Source organism: Ornithinibacillus liuyingii, from assembly GCF_055550225.1.
The window spans coordinates 205,097-223,651 of record NZ_JBPWOS010000008.1 but is presented as its reverse complement, the minus strand read 5'-3'; the positions used below and the strand labels follow the sequence as shown (position 1 = coordinate 223,651).

Annotated in this window: 19 protein-coding genes and 1 riboswitch; of the genes, 15 read left to right on the top strand and 4 right to left on the bottom strand. The window is 36.6% G+C overall.

The annotated features are described in order from the left end of the window. Positions 1-550: 550 nt before the first annotated feature. Both ACSKT4_RS12880 and ACSKT4_RS12875 read right to left on the bottom strand, forming a co-directional pair. The gene (locus tag ACSKT4_RS12880; RefSeq protein WP_186867987.1) at positions 551-940 is read right to left on the bottom strand and encodes a hypothetical protein; all 390 of its coding nucleotides are present in this window, start codon (positions 938-940) and stop codon (positions 551-553) included. Between the two features lie 14 nt (positions 941-954). Continuing rightward, a complete protein-coding gene (locus ACSKT4_RS12875) occupies positions 955-1,425 on the bottom strand; it encodes a hypothetical protein (protein ID WP_186867988.1) in 471 nt (156 codons plus the stop codon). A 184-nt stretch (positions 1,426-1,609) separates the two neighbouring features. Between ACSKT4_RS12875 and ACSKT4_RS12870 the strand changes: the two genes are divergently transcribed. The 3 genes from ACSKT4_RS12870 to ACSKT4_RS12860 all read left to right on the top strand — a co-directional run bounded on the left by ACSKT4_RS12870 (position 1,610) and on the right by ACSKT4_RS12860 (position 2,723). Continuing rightward, positions 1,610-2,086 carry a DUF2975 domain-containing protein gene (locus ACSKT4_RS12870; RefSeq protein ID WP_465823530.1) on the top strand — a complete coding sequence of 159 codons (477 nt, stop codon included), beginning with the start codon at positions 1,610-1,612 and terminating at the stop codon, positions 2,084-2,086. 10 nt (positions 2,087-2,096) lie between these two features. After that, positions 2,097-2,303, top strand: a complete 207-nt coding sequence (locus ACSKT4_RS12865) for a helix-turn-helix domain-containing protein (protein WP_465823529.1) — start codon at positions 2,097-2,099, stop codon at positions 2,301-2,303. Positions 2,304-2,384: 81 nt separating this feature from the next. Continuing rightward, a complete protein-coding gene (locus ACSKT4_RS12860; RefSeq protein ID WP_465823528.1) occupies positions 2,385-2,723 on the top strand; it encodes a hypothetical protein in 339 nt (112 codons plus the stop codon). A gap of 143 nt (positions 2,724-2,866) precedes the next feature. Here ACSKT4_RS12860 and mgtE read toward each other — a convergent pair whose 3' ends face one another. Then, positions 2,867-4,222, bottom strand: a complete 1,356-nt coding sequence (mgtE, locus tag ACSKT4_RS12855; protein ID WP_186867992.1) for a magnesium transporter — start codon at positions 4,220-4,222, stop codon at positions 2,867-2,869. A gap of 436 nt (positions 4,223-4,658) precedes the next feature. Between mgtE and ACSKT4_RS12850 the strand changes: the two genes are divergently transcribed. The 12 genes from ACSKT4_RS12850 (at position 4,659) to ACSKT4_RS12795 (ending at position 16,952) form a co-directional block, all read left to right on the top strand. Beyond that, positions 4,659-5,342 (top strand): response regulator transcription factor, encoded by a 684-nt coding sequence (locus ACSKT4_RS12850; RefSeq protein WP_211740914.1) that lies wholly within the window; start codon positions 4,659-4,661, stop codon positions 5,340-5,342. Then, positions 5,339-7,180: a sensor histidine kinase gene (locus ACSKT4_RS12845; protein ID WP_186867994.1), complete on the top strand. Its 1,842-nt coding sequence runs from the start codon at positions 5,339-5,341 to the stop codon at positions 7,178-7,180. The genes ACSKT4_RS12850 and ACSKT4_RS12845 overlap by 4 nt, the downstream gene beginning before the upstream one ends. Before the next feature lie 180 nt (positions 7,181-7,360). Beyond that, positions 7,361-8,257 (top strand): polysaccharide deacetylase family protein, encoded by an 897-nt coding sequence (locus tag ACSKT4_RS12840; RefSeq protein WP_186867995.1) that lies wholly within the window; start codon positions 7,361-7,363, stop codon positions 8,255-8,257. A gap of 43 nt (positions 8,258-8,300) precedes the next feature. After that, entirely contained in the window at positions 8,301-9,326 is a 1,026-nt protein-coding gene (locus ACSKT4_RS12835) for an LCP family protein (RefSeq protein ID WP_465823525.1), read from the top strand. Between the two features lie 174 nt (positions 9,327-9,500). Beyond that, positions 9,501-10,211 (top strand): N-acetylmuramoyl-L-alanine amidase family protein, encoded by a 711-nt coding sequence (locus tag ACSKT4_RS12830; RefSeq protein WP_186867997.1) that lies wholly within the window; start codon positions 9,501-9,503, stop codon positions 10,209-10,211. A gap of 190 nt (positions 10,212-10,401) precedes the next feature. Then, positions 10,402-11,106, top strand: coding sequence for a helix-turn-helix transcriptional regulator (locus tag ACSKT4_RS12825; RefSeq protein ID WP_246521256.1), 705 nt, complete (start codon positions 10,402-10,404; stop codon positions 11,104-11,106). 85 nt (positions 11,107-11,191) lie between these two features. After that, entirely contained in the window at positions 11,192-12,094 is a 903-nt protein-coding gene (locus ACSKT4_RS12820; RefSeq protein WP_186867998.1) for an EamA family transporter, read from the top strand. A 333-nt stretch (positions 12,095-12,427) separates the two neighbouring features. Continuing rightward, positions 12,428-13,216 (top strand): MerR family transcriptional regulator, encoded by a 789-nt coding sequence (locus ACSKT4_RS12815; protein ID WP_186867999.1) that lies wholly within the window; start codon positions 12,428-12,430, stop codon positions 13,214-13,216. A 100-nt stretch (positions 13,217-13,316) separates the two neighbouring features. Beyond that, on the top strand, positions 13,317-14,114 hold the full coding sequence (locus ACSKT4_RS12810) for a CPBP family intramembrane glutamic endopeptidase (RefSeq protein WP_186868000.1): 798 nt from the start codon (positions 13,317-13,319) through the stop codon (positions 14,112-14,114). Positions 14,115-14,290: 176 nt separating this feature from the next. After that, the gene (locus tag ACSKT4_RS12805) at positions 14,291-15,565 is read left to right on the top strand and encodes a DUF5068 domain-containing protein (RefSeq protein ID WP_465823538.1); all 1,275 of its coding nucleotides are present in this window, start codon (positions 14,291-14,293) and stop codon (positions 15,563-15,565) included. Between the two features lie 168 nt (positions 15,566-15,733). After that, a riboswitch (PreQ1 riboswitch) is annotated at positions 15,734-15,780 on the top strand. Between the two features lie 96 nt (positions 15,781-15,876). Further along, a complete protein-coding gene (gene queF, locus ACSKT4_RS12800; RefSeq protein ID WP_186868001.1) occupies positions 15,877-16,377 on the top strand; it encodes a preQ(1) synthase in 501 nt (166 codons plus the stop codon). A gap of 20 nt (positions 16,378-16,397) precedes the next feature. Then, the gene (locus ACSKT4_RS12795; protein ID WP_186868002.1) at positions 16,398-16,952 is read left to right on the top strand and encodes a VUT family protein; all 555 of its coding nucleotides are present in this window, start codon (positions 16,398-16,400) and stop codon (positions 16,950-16,952) included. A gap of 168 nt (positions 16,953-17,120) precedes the next feature. Here ACSKT4_RS12795 and ACSKT4_RS12790 read toward each other — a convergent pair whose 3' ends face one another. After that, positions 17,121-18,407, bottom strand: coding sequence for an MFS transporter (locus ACSKT4_RS12790; protein WP_436262590.1), 1,287 nt, complete (start codon positions 18,405-18,407; stop codon positions 17,121-17,123). Positions 18,408-18,555 lie beyond the last annotated feature (148 nt).

Genomic DNA, 18,555 nt, shown 5'->3' with positions numbered 1-18,555 from the left:
CAATAACAAGCTTTATTTTAAATTCCTCACTATATTTGGACATAAAAAACACCCCCAAAAGTTAGATATACTACTCTAACTTTTGGGGGTAAGTGCCCTATAAATATAGGAATCATTATAAAATAATATTTCTTTTTACTCATTTTATCCCCTCCGTTAAACATAACTACCTAGTTAGTTCAACGAGAAACCTTCCTTAAAAATTTGCAAATAATCTTTTTTATTTAACTTGGAGAAACTGCAATTTCTTTTTAGCTTCTTATATTTTGTGAAACCTTAATAAAAAGGGCCCCGTTAATGTTATTAACTTTCTGTATGATTTTGGATATTGACCTTGAAAAGATAAAAAGGGGGATTTCCCCTTACCATCTTTAAATACATTTTAACATAACATTCTAATAATTTACATAAAGATATACCCATTTATTACGTTGGAAAATTACACTGTCAAAACAGATGCTGGAATGCTACATTGTTGTATTTCAACGGCATCTCGTGTAAACCCATCCTAACTCCCTCTTCCCTCTTCACAAATGAATCAAGTATAAATTTAAAATTCTTCAGTTCCTAATTCTAAAAAGAACTCCCTAACATCCTCCGGTAACGCTTCTACCGCAAGAATCTTTAACCGTTCCGTCCCAGGAGAAGTCATAATCACATAGGACATTTCACCGAACTCCATAAGTGTGAACTGTCCTACTCTATTTGCTGTATTGGCTTGAATATAGGTGAAGTCCTCTTCTGTAAAGTTATTCTCATAGCCATCTAATATATGGCTTTGTACATCTTCAAAGCTATCAGCAAAATGTAATTCTTGATACATTTCAAGTGAGTTCTTTGGTGTGAAAAATAATACATGGAATACAGAACCCCCAACGATGATGAAGAAAAAAACGAAGAACCATATCCAATCAGCTGGTGTTTTCCTTTTGATTAACATGAAAATATCCCCCATTATTTTTTAGTAGAAATCGTGATAAATGGCTCTTGTTCACTCAGTACATCAATCATAAACTCAGATGTTATATACAAATGATGTTCAACAGAGGGATGGATATCAAATAAAACAGGATTAATCCCTTTATACCAGGATAAATAAGACGAATTCTTTACTTTATAAAAAGTTGGCTCGTAAGTTAGTTTACTTAATCCTTGTGTTTCTCTATCTTTGCCTACTCTTGAAATAAGCTTTTCAATATCTGTTCTGGCTATTTCATCAAGTATGCGAAACGTAATGACTGAATTAAGATTAGATTTATTTTTCCCGTAAGTGAAGGTATACTCCTTCGAACCATTGAATTCCTCAAATACTAGTATAAAATTCCCTTCATAATGCATGTTTACTAAGTTCATTGGATTATCAAATCTACTAAAGGGATTATTCGTAAGAGGCTCCCAAACTATAAGTTGCCCTTTTTCCAACATACAACCTCTCTCCTTTGTTTTTTGGATCCTATTTAGATATTCGACTATTACTTCTAAATTCCTTTAATCTCATCACGGGAATCAGGAAATCAATAAAAACACATCAATTATTAATAAAATTTTATTGTAAAACGATAAACAAGATGGTAAAGTAACATTGATAATAGATAAGTGAGGTGCTTTTATGGAACGAGGGAAAACGATCTTTTTAAGGATAGCTGTTTATCTTATTGGGATTATAGTACTTGCTTTGGCAATATTTTATTTGCCAAGGTTGGCAAACGATACGGCAGAAATGTATCCTGAGTTTGCTTATCTGAAGTTTCCTGTATTATTTGGTTTGTACATAACCGTGATACCATTTGTATTTGCGATTTATCAGGCATTGAAGCTTTTAACTTATATTGATCATAACCATGCCTTTTCGGAAATGTCTGTAACGTCCTTAAAATATATACAATACTGTGCCATTATGATCAGCATCATATATGTAATAGGGATGATCTATTTCTTGTCCCAACATGCTTTACACCCAGGAATTGCAATTATCGGATTTACCATTATGTTTAGTTCTCTTGTTATTGCAGTCTTCGCGATGGTTCTTCAGAAATTGTTGAGAAATGCGTTAGATATAAAAGCAGAAAATGATTTAACGGTCTGAGGTGAAAACAGTGGCAATTATAATCAATCTAGATGTGATGCTAGCTAAAAGAAAAATGAGTGTAACAGAGTTATCCGAAAAAGTAGGAATTACAATGGCCAACATATCTATTTTAAAAAATGGTAAGGCCAAGGCGATTCGGTTATCAACCCTAGAATCGATTTGCAAGGCATTGGATTGTCAGCCTGGGGATATTCTGGAGTATCGACCTGACTAGACAATGAAGGTCAGAATGAAATGGGAGAATTGTTTAAAATGAAAGGAAGTGGACGTCATGGGGATTTCTCTCATATTTTTTATGGTTATAAGTATCATTTTCATTTCAACCATTACTATTCCAATAATTATCGCTGCGAGAAAGAATGAGAACAGAAGACCACCTCGAAAGATTTCTTATGTCATAGTAGGGCTGTTGCTACTTCATTGGGTATTTTTCTTAACTAGTGGTTATGCTTTACTACCAACGAATATTGCAGATGCTATATTCTTGCCTGTGTGGTTAGTTTTGTGCGGGGCAGGTGCCATTACAGCTATTTATGAATTTAAAGGTAATAAAGTTTTTGCTATTCCGGTAGCAGGCTTAACAACCATTAGTTTATTATTTAGTTTTTTCATTTACGGACTCTCCAAAATGTAAAACACTGGGGATAAAGATGAAGATGATTCATTAAGAAGAGTGATCAAATAAATACATGACTCCACCAATTTAAAAAACCCTAATCCACTCACTAGACTTTAGTAAATGGATTAGGGTTGCTTCAAAAGACTATATTCTCCTGATCACATCAGCTGCGTGATGAACATCGTCGCAATCCCGAAGTAAATCAGTAAGGATAAAATATCATTGATCGTTGTAATTAGCGGTCCTGATGCGACGGCAGGATCGACCTTAAATTTATATAGAATTAATGGGATAATCGTTCCTGCTAATGTTCCAATAATTAACGTGATTAATAACGAACTCCCCACTACCAAGCCTAGTGTTAGACTACCTTGCCACAAATAGGCAATAATCGTAATCATGATGGCACAGATAATCCCAATCATGATACCTACCCACAACTCACGGGCGATTAGCTTGATGACTTGTTTAAAATTCAAGTCTTTTGATGCAAGTCCCCTTACGACTACTGCAAGTGATTGGGTTCCTGTATTACCGGTCATCCCTGCAATCATTGGCATAAAGAATGCGAGTGCAACTGACTTTTCTAGCGTTGCAGAAAAGCCATCAATGATACTACCTGAAATAAGCCCAATAAAGAGTAGTAAAATTAACCAAGGTAATCGCCGAGAAGCAGCTACGAGAGGCTTCGTATTGAAGTCAATCGCTTTACCAGAGGCAGATAATTTTTCAATATCTTCGTTCGCTTCTTGAATGACGACATCGATAATATCATCGACCGTAATAACCCCTACTAATTTATTCTCCTCTTCCACAACTGGAATGGAGACAAAATCGTACCGCGAAATTATCTTAGCAACTTCCTCCTGGTCTGTTAGTGCATCGACCTTCACGACTCTACTATACATAATGTCCTCAATCTTATCTTGCAAATCTGCCAGCAATAAATCTTTATACGACACAACACCGATAAGATGCTTATTCTCATCAATGACATAGAGATAGTTAAGGTATTCAGCCAGCTCTGCAAAATGCTTTAGCTTATCGACTGCCTCACGAACAGTATAGTTCCTTGGTATCCATACATAGCGGTTATTCATAATCCTACCGGCAGTCTCGGGAGGATAATTCATTAAGTTTTGGACGATTTGGTATTCTTCCTGCTTCATTTCTGATAACAGTTCTTCCATTTTTTCCGGCTCTACATTTGCTAGTAGATCCGCCAAATCATCATTTTCCATTAAATCCAGAACTTTAGTTGATTTTTCAATCCCTACTTTATGTAGCACATCTAACTGCTCTTCATTCTCTAACTCCTGGATAAAGTCTGTTAGTTGTTCAATGGACAAGTAGAGAATAAACTTATTTCGATATTTAGGAGCTAATTGAAGATATTGCTGCGCTAAATCATACGGCTGCAATTCATCAATAATTTCTTGGAATGTCTCTTTCTTTCCATCTTTTAAGGCTTGGATAATAGCCAATGTGATTTCGTTCTCTATATTTAGCGTCATCCATGTCCCCTCCTTTACGTAGGATGGCAATTGAATTAATTGTCCTTATTGAATTATTCCCATAAACTAGTCCTGTGAAAAGTAGTATAAAAAGAAATGTGACCAATTCCTTGGAATAAGCAATGCTATAATGATGAAACCTAATAAAAATAAGTCTCTATGTACGCATTAATTAGGATATAGACTAAATAGGGAAAAAGCAAACCCCTGCTAAATGCTTTGAGAGTAACAAAGGAAAAAAATACTAATTAAGTAGACAGCGTGAAAACCCTTATCGATAAAGGGATTAAAGCGATCTGTTGATCTGTTATTTATGGAGTTTCTACCAATCAACTTTATTTTCTTTATCTAATCTTTACATGAAATTGATATAATTTTAATGTTTAAGTAGAATTTAGTGTTTGGGGTTTATTAAGGTTAAACAAGGATGGGTTCTATGAAAGAAACAATATTAATTGTGGAAGATGAAGATATACTAAGAGAGATTAATAAGGACTATTTTGTCGATGCGGGTTATAAGGTGTTAGAGGCAAAAAATGGGAAGGAAGCATTAACTTTATTTGGAAGTTTAGCAGTTGATCTAGTCATTCTTGATGTGATGATGCCGGAATTGGATGGATGGTCCGTATGTAAGAAAATACGTGAAAAGTCCACCGTGCCCATCATTATGCTAACAGCAAGATCAGATGAAGAGGATACCCTATTAGGATTCGAACTAGGAGCAGACGATTATGTAACAAAGCCATTTAGTCCACGAGTTCTGCTAGCAAGGGCAAAGCGCTTACTCACCTCGCAAGGTGGACATAGCGTACCCGAAAATAATGAAGTCCTGACGAGTAAGCATCTCGAAGTAGACCTCCGTTCCCATTCTGTTAAGGTTGAGGATGAGTACATTACGTTAACCCATACTGAATTTGAAATATTAACCTATCTAATGAAAAATAAAAACATCGTCGTATCCAGAGAGCAATTAATTATTAAAATTTGGGGATACGATTTTGCTGGGGATGATCGAACGATTAATACGCATATCCGTAACTTACGACACAAATTAGGGAAATGCGCCAATCAAATCAAAACCATTGTACGTGCAGGATATAAATTTGAGGAGCTAGAATGAGAAATCGCATTGTAGTGAAATTATTCTTGCTCACGTCAGGACTGTGTATATTAATATTGGCGAGTATTTTTATTGGTCAAACGATCCTATTTGAAGATTATTATGCGAACAATAAACTGAATCAGCTATCACAAGCCGTTGATTCATTCATCGTAGATTATCAAAAGCTTGATGAAGATGAAATAAGACGGCAAGAGCTAGAGCAACAATTCTATCAAGAAAACAATGCATGGATTGCTGTACTGGACAAACATGGTTATATTAACGGGACAAAAGACTATTCTGTGCAATTAGATCAAGGGTTTGTATTAGAAGACGAATTGGTTACCTATACAGATCAACAGTTTGTCATCCCTATTTCCTACCTAGAGGATACGTATAATGAAAATGACCAGCTCGATTTTTTTGATGGAAAAGAAAATCGCCTAATTGAAATTCATGGGATAGAAAAGGATGATGAGATTTATCCGTATGAACTCATTGTTAGTACAGAAGAAGTTGTGTATGAACCACAAAATCCTTTTTATCTGCTAAATGGCGGAATTGATAATGTGAGTTTTTGGAAAAATACTGCACTTGCTGCAGAAGCAGAAAAACATAAGGATTCCAAGAAAATCGTAAACCAAATAATATATGGAAGTATTGATGACATACACATACCAAGTAATAATAGTCTTTTATATGCTTCAACACTATCCAATCGACTATTTTTGGAACGAATTAAGCAATTTCAAATTGATTTGATTTTTAACCGTACTCAGGTTCCTTTATCTGATGAGCTAGAATATGAGGAAAATGGAATAAATTATCGAGTATTAATCAACGAGCAAAAAGATAGCAATGGTGAGACCATCTATTTCTTTACGATGGCATCCCTACAGCCGATTGATGAAGCTGTAGAGATGATGAAGGATTACTACATCTATATTATTCTTGGCGTCCTCGTATTAATTTTGTTAGTGGCATTTTATTATTCGAAAAAAATAGCTAGCCCATTATTAAAAATCAATAATACAGCAAAACGGATAGCTAATTTAGATTTTAAAGAACGAGTACCAGTGAAGTCTAAGGATGAAATCGGTGAACTGGCTAAGAATATCAATTCCCTTTCGGATACGTTACATTCCTATATACGAGCATTACAGCAGGATATCGAGAAGGAAAGGCAATTAGAACTAACACGTAAAAGCTTTATCGCTGGCGTGTCGCACGAGTTAAAAACACCTTTAAGTATTATGAAAAGCTGTATCGACATCCTACAAGATGGTGTAGCGAAGGATAAAAGGGAATATTATTTCGCAGCGATGAGTCAGGAAGTTAACCGCATGGATCGCTTAATTGTTGATATGCTGGAGCTGGCTAAGTTTGAATCAGGAACATATAAAATGAAAATGGAAGTCTTTCGTATAGACGAACTGATTCATAATGTTTACCAGCAATTGCTAATTAAGGCGCATGACAAGGAGTTACATGTGCACGTGAACGTAGAGCCTATTGAGGTAGTTGCGAATGAACATTGGATCGAACAGGTAGTAACGAATTTCGTAACCAATGCGATTCGTCATACCCCTGAATCAGGGAATATAACCATCAATACAAATGAAGAGGATAGTAAAGTAAAAATAACTATAGAAAATGAAGGTAGCTCTATTGATCCAGATCAATTGGAAAAGGTATGGGATCGCTTCTACCAGGGGGATAAGAATCAACGCTCGAAGGAAGGGACAGGACTAGGACTTGCTATTTCCAAAAACATCTTACTATTACATGATGTCGAGTATGGGGTTTATAATACCGACACAGGGGTATGTTTCTACTTTTATTTAAATAAAACATAATGTTTTAGACAGTCGTCTAACCGCCCTTTCTGGTTAGGGTTAGACGACATGTTACTTGGAATCGTATTCTAGTAATCTTTAAGTTAACTTCACGCTATCTTTTTTTTATCTTTATTTCACTATACTACTCTAGCATTATGCACCAACAGTAAAGGGTAAAGTGAAAGGAAGATCATCAATATGTTAAAAAGTTACCGACCACTAATAATTTGTGTTGTACTAATTATCGTAGCTTTCGCGATTGTAACGAAATTTAGCTCGACCGCTGTTAGCTCAGAAAACAGTGAGAATAATAGCGAGCAATCGTTATCCATAGATTCAGAGGATGAAAAGGTACAAGATAAAGAGGAAGATACCGTAGAGCCGTCAGAAGATACAGTATCACCGGAAGTAGAAACGAATGAGAACGAAGAAGTAACGGAAGAACCAGTAAAATCAATAGCAGATGAGACGGGGAAAGTCGTATACTTAACATTTGACGATGGCCCAAGCTCTGTTTCAGATGAAATTTTAGATACGCTTGATCAATTCAATGCGAAAGCAACATTCTTTATGCTGGAGCCTGCGATGAAGCAATATCCAGAGGCAGTAAGACGTACGGTTAAGGACGGACATGCTGTCGGATTACATGGGGTGACCCATAATAAAGATATATTTTATAAATCCGAGCAGTCTGCTTTAGGGGAAATGAAAACAGCACAGGATACATTAGAGAGTATTTCAGGTGTCCATTCCTCCTTAATTCGTACACCGTATGGAAGCATCCCATATTTAACCGATTCATTTAGGGAAGTGTTTGATCAGAATGGATTTAAATTGTGGGATTGGAATGTAGATAGCAGTGATTGGAGTTTATCAAAGGATGAATACGTAAAGAATGTTATATCACAGGTAGAAAAATTAGAAAATGATGGGATAACCCCAGTTATATTAATGCACGATCGTGGCGAGACCGCCCATCATTTATCTACTCTGCTACAGTACTTACAAGAGCAAGGTTTCCAGACGAAGGTAATTGATGAGCATATACAAGCATATCATTTCAACTGTTATAATCGCTGTTATCGTCTTCCCTAGTAATAGGATAGGTATGGACTAGTTCTACGTTACTAGCGTATTCATGCAAGATAATACGAAAGTGAGGGAGATTACATTGGAGAACCGAAAGCAAATTAGAAAGAGAAAACGGAGAAAATTAACTTGGAAGTTTTTATTATTAATTGTCGCCGCAGTCGTAGCATATAGTATTTATTTCTTTGTAAATGTTTATGCGGCTACAAAAGAGGCTCATGAGGAGATTGACCGTCCAGATAACAAGTCGGCACTTAGAGAGGAAGAGGTTGACTTTGGTGGCGACCCGATATCGATATTATTAATGGGAGTGGATGATGGGGCAAGTGGCCAAAATGGTCGTGCTGACTCGCTAATTGTTGCTACATTAAATCCGAATACCAAGAAAGTATCCCTAACAACCGTTCCACGTGATACAAAAATGGATTTTACGGCAGATGAAGTAGACCCTGCTTATGTTGGTTACCATAAAATTAACGCAGCATACTCCTATGGTTCTATGTTTGGCTATGGTGCCAATAAACTAACTGTCGAAAAGGTAGAACAATTGTTAGATATTCCAATCGACGAATATGTTGCGGTTAATTTTGAAGGATTTAGTGAGGTAGTAGATGCACTCGGTGGCGTTACGATTGATGTCAAAGAACCGTTCTCACAAAAAAGTCACATTAAAGGTGGTGAGACCTTCTACTTTGAAAAAGGTGAGCAAAAGATGAATGGTGAGGAAGCTCTTGCCTTTGTTCGTATGAGAAAACAGGCAACGAATAACATCTATTCTCGTGAAGAAAGACAACGCCAATTTATCAAGTCGACCTTAAAGGAAGCAATTTCTACGGACACCTTGTTTAAAGTGGGAGAACTGGCAAATATTATCGGATCAAATGTGAAGACTAGCCTAAGTCCTAGTGAATTATTCCAATTACAGAAGCTATATTCATCTATTGATGCTTCAGAAATCAAAACGTATGAAATAGAAGGTCAGGATGAAAAAATTGAAGGCATCTATTATTTCATCCCGTCAGAAGAAGGATTAGCTACTATTTCTAATCAATTAAAACAGGAATTGGAATTATAATTTGTAAAGTAGTCTATACTGAAATATTGGTATAGGCTACTTTTTTTATCTTTATCTCACCTTTACATCAAGGTGTTACACTGTAGATGAATAGGTGAAATAGACTTAATACTGGATAAACAATAATTGTAATAAACATACAGCTACTAGATGTGAAACAAGGAGAATTTGCGTATGAAGAAATGGATTAGATTAGTGGTTTTTAGTCTGTTAGTCGTTCTACTAATATTTACTTGGAAGGAAAATGTGGAGTTAAGTAAAGCACTAAGCCAGGCCAAAAAGGAAGAGCAATTGAGTAACCAAGATGTGGTCGTATCAAATGAACAGGAAGATAGCTCAAGCCCGGTTTATAAGGTCGTAATTGATCCAGGGCATGGTGGCGATGACCCGGGGGCAATCGGTGCTAGTGCTTCTTTTGAAAAGGACTTCACATTAAGCTTGTCAAAGAAACTAGCAGCACTACTGGAACAAGAAGCAGCATTGGAAGTATATATGACTAGAGAAGAAGATGTCTTTATTTCAACGGAGACAAGAGAGAGACCGAACTTTGCGAATGACCTATCCGCAGATTTGTATGTTTCGATACATGCCAATACGTTTGATAACCCGTCTGTATCGGGTACGGAAACGTATTATTACCATGACGATGCAGAAGTATTAGCCAATACGATACATAAGCATTTGTTAAGTGCAACTGGCTACACCGATAGAGGGGTTAGAAAGGAAAATTACTTTGTCCTAACCGATACGACGATGCCTGCGGTCTTATTAGAAGTAGGATATTTGACCAATCCGGAGCAGGAGCGAGAGATGATATCGGAGGAGTTTCAACAAACTGCGGCAGAGGCTATTCGTGATGGCATAAAAGAATACTTGGATCTGTAAATGGCCTTGCAATATGTAATCTCTTATCAGTATGTAACTTGAAAAGCCAGTTATTCTGTCATGAAGGAAGGGAAAAGCACGGTTACACTAGCGCCATACATCATCTACTAAAAAAACGGAATTCTCCCTTTATGGTACACCTTATAAGATTTATACTATATTATAATAAGCTAAGGTTATGGGGGAGTACATGATGCAACGTCTCAATCAAGTCATATGCGAGAGAAGAACGTATTCGAAGGAATTCCATTCACATCAACATGATTTTGGCCAATTTCTTTTCCCTTTACAGGGTACCTTAGACATACAAACAAAATGGCAAGCGGTAAACCTTACATCCGATTATTGCTTTTACCTTCCTCCAAATTGTAATCATCATTACCGATCGGTCGATAGGAATGAATTTCTAATATTAGATATCCCAATTCACTATTTGCCGGGAGATACGGACAGCATGTACATACCGTTAGATAAACAATGGAGTTCTATTCGTTATTTGCTATTGGAAGAGGCAAGGAATGAGGATAACTTATCTTCCTTAGTGGATTTGACTAGATATGTAACGAATAAGCTGCAAATCTCCCATTCACCATCCATTGATTATATTCATAAACATTATAAGGAGCCTATTAAGCTAGAAGCATTAGCATCGATTGAACACTATCATCCGGTATATTATTCAGCTTGGTTTAAGAAAAAGACTGGGAAGAGTCCGAAAGCATATATTTCCGAGCTTCGCTTGAAGGAGGCAAAGCATCTCCTGCTTGCAACCGATTGGTCTATGTCGAGGATTAGTGAGGAATTAGGCTATGAGAATTCGTCCTCATTTACGAGATGGTTTGTAGGCTGTGAGGGAATCGCTCCACAACAATATAGAAAGCTTCAAATTGGATAAAAAGGATAGTAAACTTGGTAAAGAAAATTCTTAGGAATTTTTCTATGATAAGTTTACTATTCTTTTTTTAATTGAGGTGAGCAAAATGACAGGGAAGTTACCTCCTTTTTTGATATTATTGGCTGCGATTCTGTGGGGGACAACAGGAACATCACAAGCGCTTGCCCCAGATTCCGCCCATCCGATTGCGATTGGGGGTACTCGTTTAGCGGTAGGAGGGGTATTTTTATTACTAATAGTTCTCCTAACTGGTAAATGGAATGTCAGGAACTGGCCAATTAAGCCGACACTAATAGCGGCTTTATGTATGGCCTTGTATCAACCTTTATTTTTCTCAGCTGTTACATTAACTGGGGTGGCTATAGGGACTGTAGTAGCGATTGGGAGTGCCCCTATTTTATCTGGATTTTTAGAATGGGTTTATCGTAGAAAACGTCCACCTATGATTTGGTGGTGTTCTACATTGCTCTCTATCTTCGGCTGTCTTTTGTTATTTATGAATAAAGACGCTGTTCAAGTGGACCCGGTGGGATTATTCTTGGCATTGGGTGCGGGGTTATCATTTGCAGGATATACGCTAGTAAGTAGGGAGCTAGTAGCAAAATACTCTTCTATATCTGTAGTGGCAATTGTATTTACCCTTAGTGGGATTTTGTTATCGCCATTTTTGTTTGTGTTTGATATCTCCTGGCTAGCAAGTTCTCGCGGTGTTGTAGTCAGTCTTCATCTGGGCATCGTGGCAACAGGAATAGCCTATTTATTATTTGCCAAAGGGCTTACCCATGTATCCTCCTCTACCGCTGTTACCCTATCGTTGGCCGAGCCGCTAACCGCTGCATTATTAGGCGTCTTTATCGTAGGGGAGACGTTAAGCCTTATCTCGTGGGTAGGGATGATCCTTTTACTTATTGGAATCGGGATATTAATAAGGTCGGAGAAATCGAATGGAGAAATGGAACTTAATGAGCAGAAAAGTATGAGTGGTTGAAGCATAGCTAGACATGAAGTCCCTTTACAAAATAGCGTAAGGGGGCTAATTTTTGTATTCCATAACTAATCAACCTATTACAGCAAGATTTGGTTAATCAACCAGTCTGCCAAAAAGGAGCAACATGAAAAATGAACTCTCCTAACCAATGGGTAACTTTAATAGGCGTATAAATATCAAGTTTGCGAACATCCTGAAAGCGGGACTACTCAGGGAATAATGGTGAATGACCAAGACATTATTTATAATAAGTGTAGAGGTCTATTTTTTAATAAAAATGTTTCTGTGATAAAGGTAAGTCTATTCTTACAGCCGATTTACAGGGGGTGAATTATGTATACCATTGGTCAAGTTGCTAAATTTTTGGGAGTTTCTAGGGATACATTAAAGTATTATGAGGAAAAAGGTTTGGTTAAACCGGAGCATGATGCTCATAATGGGTATAGAAAATATAATGAATATGATATTCAGGACGTTATTACAACCAATTTTTATAGGGAAATTGATATCGAGATTAAGAAAATCCAAGAGATACGGCAGAATATGAGTGTAGTCGATTTAGAAAGTATATTAGAGGAGAAGGAAGAACAAATAGTTGAGGAACTTGAATATAAGAGTCTTCTTTTAAAAAAGATTAGATCGGTGAAAGAAGCTTGTAATAAAATTAACAATCATTTAGGAAAGTATACGATTAAAGAGATGGGACCATTAGAAGTAGTGGGCAACATAACGGATTATAAAGCTTACAATGAATATGAAATGTTAAAAATTAATACAGAGGAGAAAGCTGTTACGTTAAAGAGTGCAAGACGTGTTATCTATTTTGATCAAAAGGGAATTAAAGAAGATCACTTTGTTATTGTTAGAGAGATGGGAGATCCAGAACATAATGATAACGGTGGTATCCTTTATCATCCGCAATGTATGTATATGGTAATCGAAAACGGCAGAGCGGTGGATGGTGGGGAAAGTATGGACCAAGAAGTAGGAGAAAGGCTTTTAAAGATAGCACGTGAAAATGGGTATGAATTAGCTGGTGTAACGTATATCAATATATTATTGACTACATATGTAGATGGTCTAGAGCGTGTGTTTTTAGAAGTGTACACCCCTTTAAAATAAATCGTAAATGGTCTTGAGCTGGGGGTAACCCACAGGTTTAAAATGATGATTAGTAATGGATGACTCCATTATTAACGACTTGTTTTAAAGGAGTGGCTTTATGAAAAAGAAAAAACCAGTCAAGAGACCATTGATAAGTTTTATTATCCTAAGCTATGTTATATTTTTGGTGTTTTTTATCGCTATTGGCATAAGTATGCTATTGGGGGTTCCTGATAGTATAACCAACCTTCTACAAGTTATCGCTGCATGGTCTTCAACCTTTGCTTTTATTATATTGTTTAAGAGAATTCAACAAGAAGTAAGTTTAATAGAGTTTATAAAAAAACAATTTGCTGAAAGAATAAGGCCTTCTGTATTGATTAATGTAGTAAGTATACAAGTTTTAATCCTCTTTGTAGCTATTATAGTACTATCCAATATACAGGGTACGCTAGCGTTTTCCTTTACGAGCTTCGGACTATTGCTCATTGCTTTTATAGATAGTTTAGTAAGGGGACCTTTAGGGGAAGAGTTAGGTTGGAGAGGATATGCTTTAAGTGAATTACAAAAAAAGTACTCTCCATTATTATCTGGCATCATAATAGGAATTTTGTGGGGATTTTGGCACACCCCACTATGGTTTGCCTCGGGATATGCTGGGATCAGTTTAATCAAGTACATGGTGCTTTTTATGATTGGGATTTTATCTATTTCCATTATGATGACGTTATTCTACAATCTGAATAAGAACCTTGTGATACCAATTGTCATTCATCAATTGTTTAATTTTTCTCTAGTGGTAATTCCGGGGGATGTATTAGACGTTTTACTATATGTAATGCCTTGTTATGTTATAGTCGCATTACTATTAATTGTTATAAATCCTAGAAAGATCTTATATGGTAGGGATCTATAGGCTATTCATTAGGTTCAATTAAATATTCCTTGCTCTGCGAAGGTTCGTTCTAAAGTAATGTGACTTGAGACTTAGTATTGTAGTATTCTTCCATATAAATTAATCCTTTCTCCTCATATTACTAAAAAGCCTAATATGTTACACTGTTACCAGTTTGAAATCTTGGAGGTTGGAAAATATTGGGTAGATTATGGATGGTTCTTGTCACTATGATGCTAGCATTATTTATTGTCAGTGGATGTGGAAGTGGCGAGAAAGAGACAGCTAATGATAATGAAGATGTTTCAAAGGAAGATAATGAAGAGGTTGACGACGAGGAAGTTCAAGAAGATGAACCAGAGGAAGAAGCGGAATCAGAAGAAACGAATCGAGCGGCTACTGGTGATTTTGCAGAATTAATTACTTATATGGAGGATAAAACAGAAGGAACGGCGAATGTACTTTATGAAAATAAGGAATCACAAGTACATGAATTGGACGGTGTTACGGTTTCATTGGATGCCTATACACTGGTTGAATTAAATGATTTCCACACTAATTTCGATATTCCTTTCAATGATGAGACCGATGGTGGTGTCATTATTGCACAATATACCGTGACGAATGAGCTGGATCAAGATGTATATTATATGCCTACTTTTTATCTGTCATTTACTGGTGCGGATAAGGCTTATAACAATTATAAAGAGCTGCTTCCAGAAGAAGAACAGCTGCCAGAAAAATTATCACCGTCAAATGATTACACCTTAAAAGCTGGTGAATCTGTAACTGGTTATTACGCTTATCCATTCGGTAAGTCCCATTTACAGCAAGCATTAGATGTAGGGACTGTGGCTATAGACGTTCCAGCTGCTGAAGCGGAAAAAGGAGACTTCGGTAATCCGATTGGAAAGGAAGGCAAATTTAAACTTAGCTTAAATGAAGAAGGCGCTGAAAAGGTAGCTGCCAATGAAGCCTTTTATAAGGATAAGGTAACTACTGACGATATGGGTGAGAAGAAGATGCTGAAGGAAGAGTCTGATATTGGAGAAAGTGAACAGTTAGGAGATGTAACGGTTACACTAGAGGGATATCAGATTACTGAATTCACACCTAATGAAGTAGAAGCACCACGCTTTACTGACTTTAATAATGGAATCGTATTGCTGACAGCTAAATTCGATCTTGATAATCAAGGTTCAGAGCCTATTAATCTATCATCAATGAGTTCAAAGCTAATTGTAAACGATGGAAGTCAGTACATTCTCGATCAAGGGATGCTACTTAATTATCGGTATGGTGATGTGATTGAAGCTGGCGAGTCTGGTGAATATCTGCAAATATATACATTAGACAAAGAGCAGTATGAAAAAATTTGGAAGGATAAACCTATTGAATTAGAATTCGGCCCTATTCGGGGTGAGGAAGCAAAAGATTTATCCAAAGGAAAAACAGCTACTTTTGAGCTATAATTGTTTTACCCTTTGACAGGTTTATATGAGAGTAACGGATTTATTGTAAATCTGTTACTCTTTTTTTGACTCCTTAAGGAAAGGAATAAAGCAAATGGTTGCCTAATAAAATAGAGATTGACATGTGCACAAGGAGTTGTATAATAAAGAAATCAATTGCATACCCGAACGGGAGAGGTTCCTAGCTTAAACCCTCTATAAAAAACTATGGATTGCTATGTCCATAAGGGCATAGTTTTTTCTTTTTTTAATAGATTAATGCTATGGCCTCTCTTGTGAAGTGGTAACAAACTTTACGAGGAGGTTTTTTTATGTCACCAAGAACCAATAAGGAAGGATTAGACGAATTACATTTACTAGGGAATCAAAATACGAAATATCCCTCTGATTATGCACCAGAGGTATTAGAGTCTGTAGACAATCTGCATGCTAACCGAGATTATTTCGTAAAGTTCAATTGTCCGGAATTTACTAGTCTATGCCCAATTACCGGCCAACCAGATTTCGCGACCATGTATATTTCTTATATACCAGATAAGAAGATTGTAGAGAGTAAGTCATTGAAATTATATTTGTTTAGTTTTCGAAATCATGGCGACTTCCACGAGGATTGCGTGAATATCATTATGAACGATCTAATCGAGCTGTTAGATCCACGCTATATCGAAGTGTGGGGCAAATTCACACCTCGTGGCGGTATATCCATTGATCCATGGTGTAATTATGGCAAGCCAGGTACTAAATATGAAGAAATGGCGAATTATCGTTTAATGAATCACGATCTCAATCCAGAAAAAATCGATAACCGGTAATCTTAAGAAGGGGATAAGACATGAGAATATTTTTATATTTACTATCCATTGTCGTTGCTAATGTCATAACGGCAAAATTTGCGCCTCTAGTACTTGGCGTGTTTATAATACCAATGGGAACGTTATTTATTGGTGCAACCTTCATTCTACGTGACCTTGTGCAAATGCGACACGGTAGAAAGAAAACATACATGATTATATTTACTGCATTAATTATATCTGGAATTGTCTCCTATCTGTTAGGGGATACCTTAATGATTGTAGCAGCATCTGCACTTTCATTTATTGTGGCAGAAACAGCAGACACCGAGATATATACGAGGCTGAAGCTACCGATACCATGGCGTGTGTTCTATAGTGGGCTAGTAGGTGGGTTCCTCGATTCGGTTGTCTTTATCGTGATTGGATTAAGCCCAATTGGTGCGAATATTTTACCATGGGCAGCAATACCGGGCGCCATCGCTGGACAAATTATGGCAAAGACGTTGGTTCAAATGATTGGAGCACTTATTTTGAATCAGTTTTATCAAATAAGAGGGAAGAGAATTACGAAAAACAGCTACAAACTATCTTAAAATCATGCTGACGGATTGGAACTATTATTTAAGATAGAAGTAATGATTGCATCATCATGTGCTTTTTTTAGTAAGCTTGAACTTTCATAAGCGCCCGTTGATATAATATAGGAAACAGTCTACCCTTGAAAGGAGTAGACTGTTTTTTTGTCCCATTATGTTTACAACTTAAGAAACATTCAGTTTACCATTTTGTTCATTTAATAATTTCTTATCAGAAGGAACAAAGGCTAACACAATTGCTCCAATTATAAATAATACGATTAGGCTCAAGACACCTGCATTCGATTTTCCTGTCAATTGGGTTGTAACCCCCATTAAAACAGGACCTGTAACAGAAGCGAACTTACCAAAGATATTATAGAAACCGAAGAATTCATTAGATTTATGCTTCGGAATTAGCTTGGCATAGTACGATCTACTTAATGCTTGTAAGCCACCTTGTGATGTAGCAACAAGCATGGCTAGGATCCAGAAATCAAGTGCTGTTTCAAGGAAGTAGCCGTATATACATACGATGATATAGATGAAAACACCAATATTTAACATAAGCTTTGCAGAAAATCGGTCAGCTAATCTACCATATAGAATGGCAAAAGGAGCTGCTACGATTTGGGTGACAAACAAGACAACTAATAGAACCGTTGCACTCAATCCTACATCAGTTCCGTATGCTGTCGACATGGAAATAATCGTTCCGACACCATCTATGTAGAAAAAATAAGCAATTAGAAATATCGTTAAGTGCTTATATTGTCTAATGGATGTAACCGTTTCCTTCAGACGACGGAAGCTTGTACGAATCGGGTTTGGTTCCCGCTTAATTCCATGTATTTGTTTAACGTTTTTAATCATTGGAATAGAAAATATCGCCCACCAGATTACGGCGATAAGAAATGCAATTTTACTAGCGGTTGTACTGGATATTGGAATAATCCCTTCTTGGGCTAACAAGATAATGGCAATACTAATTAAAAATGGAATAGCTCCACCAATATAGCCGTATCCAAAGCCCCTTGCCGATACCTTATTCATCCGTTTATTATCGGTCACGTCAATTATGAAGGCATCATAAAAAAGATTTGCTCCTGTTAAACCAAGTGAAGCCATTGTGAAGAGGATAAGTAATAGTAACCATTCTCCCTCTGGTACGAAGATTAACGAAAAGGTAGAGATAAGTCCTAACAATAAAAAGCTAACAAAAAACCTCTTTTTATAACCTTCATAATCTGCTATAGTTCCTAATACTGGGCCAATCATGGCTAAAATAAATGTGAAAATCGCAATGGTATAACCCAAGTATGCTGTTGAATCTGCCGCCTCTACCCCCGCTGCTGTTGCTTGTGCTTTATAAAAAATGGGGAAAATCGCGGTAGTAATAATCATGGAAAAAGCATTACTTGCCCAATCATAATACATCCAACTCGTTTCTTGCTTCGTAAATTTTCTTTTCATCATTTCACCATCCCTTAATTCTATTTTATATAATATATTCCATAGAATAATAGGAAAAGCATAAAAATTTACAAAAATTTTGCAATAAAGTATAGCTATAAAAAATAAGGCATAACTGGAGACTTGCATGTGAGGTGTCGACTCTAGT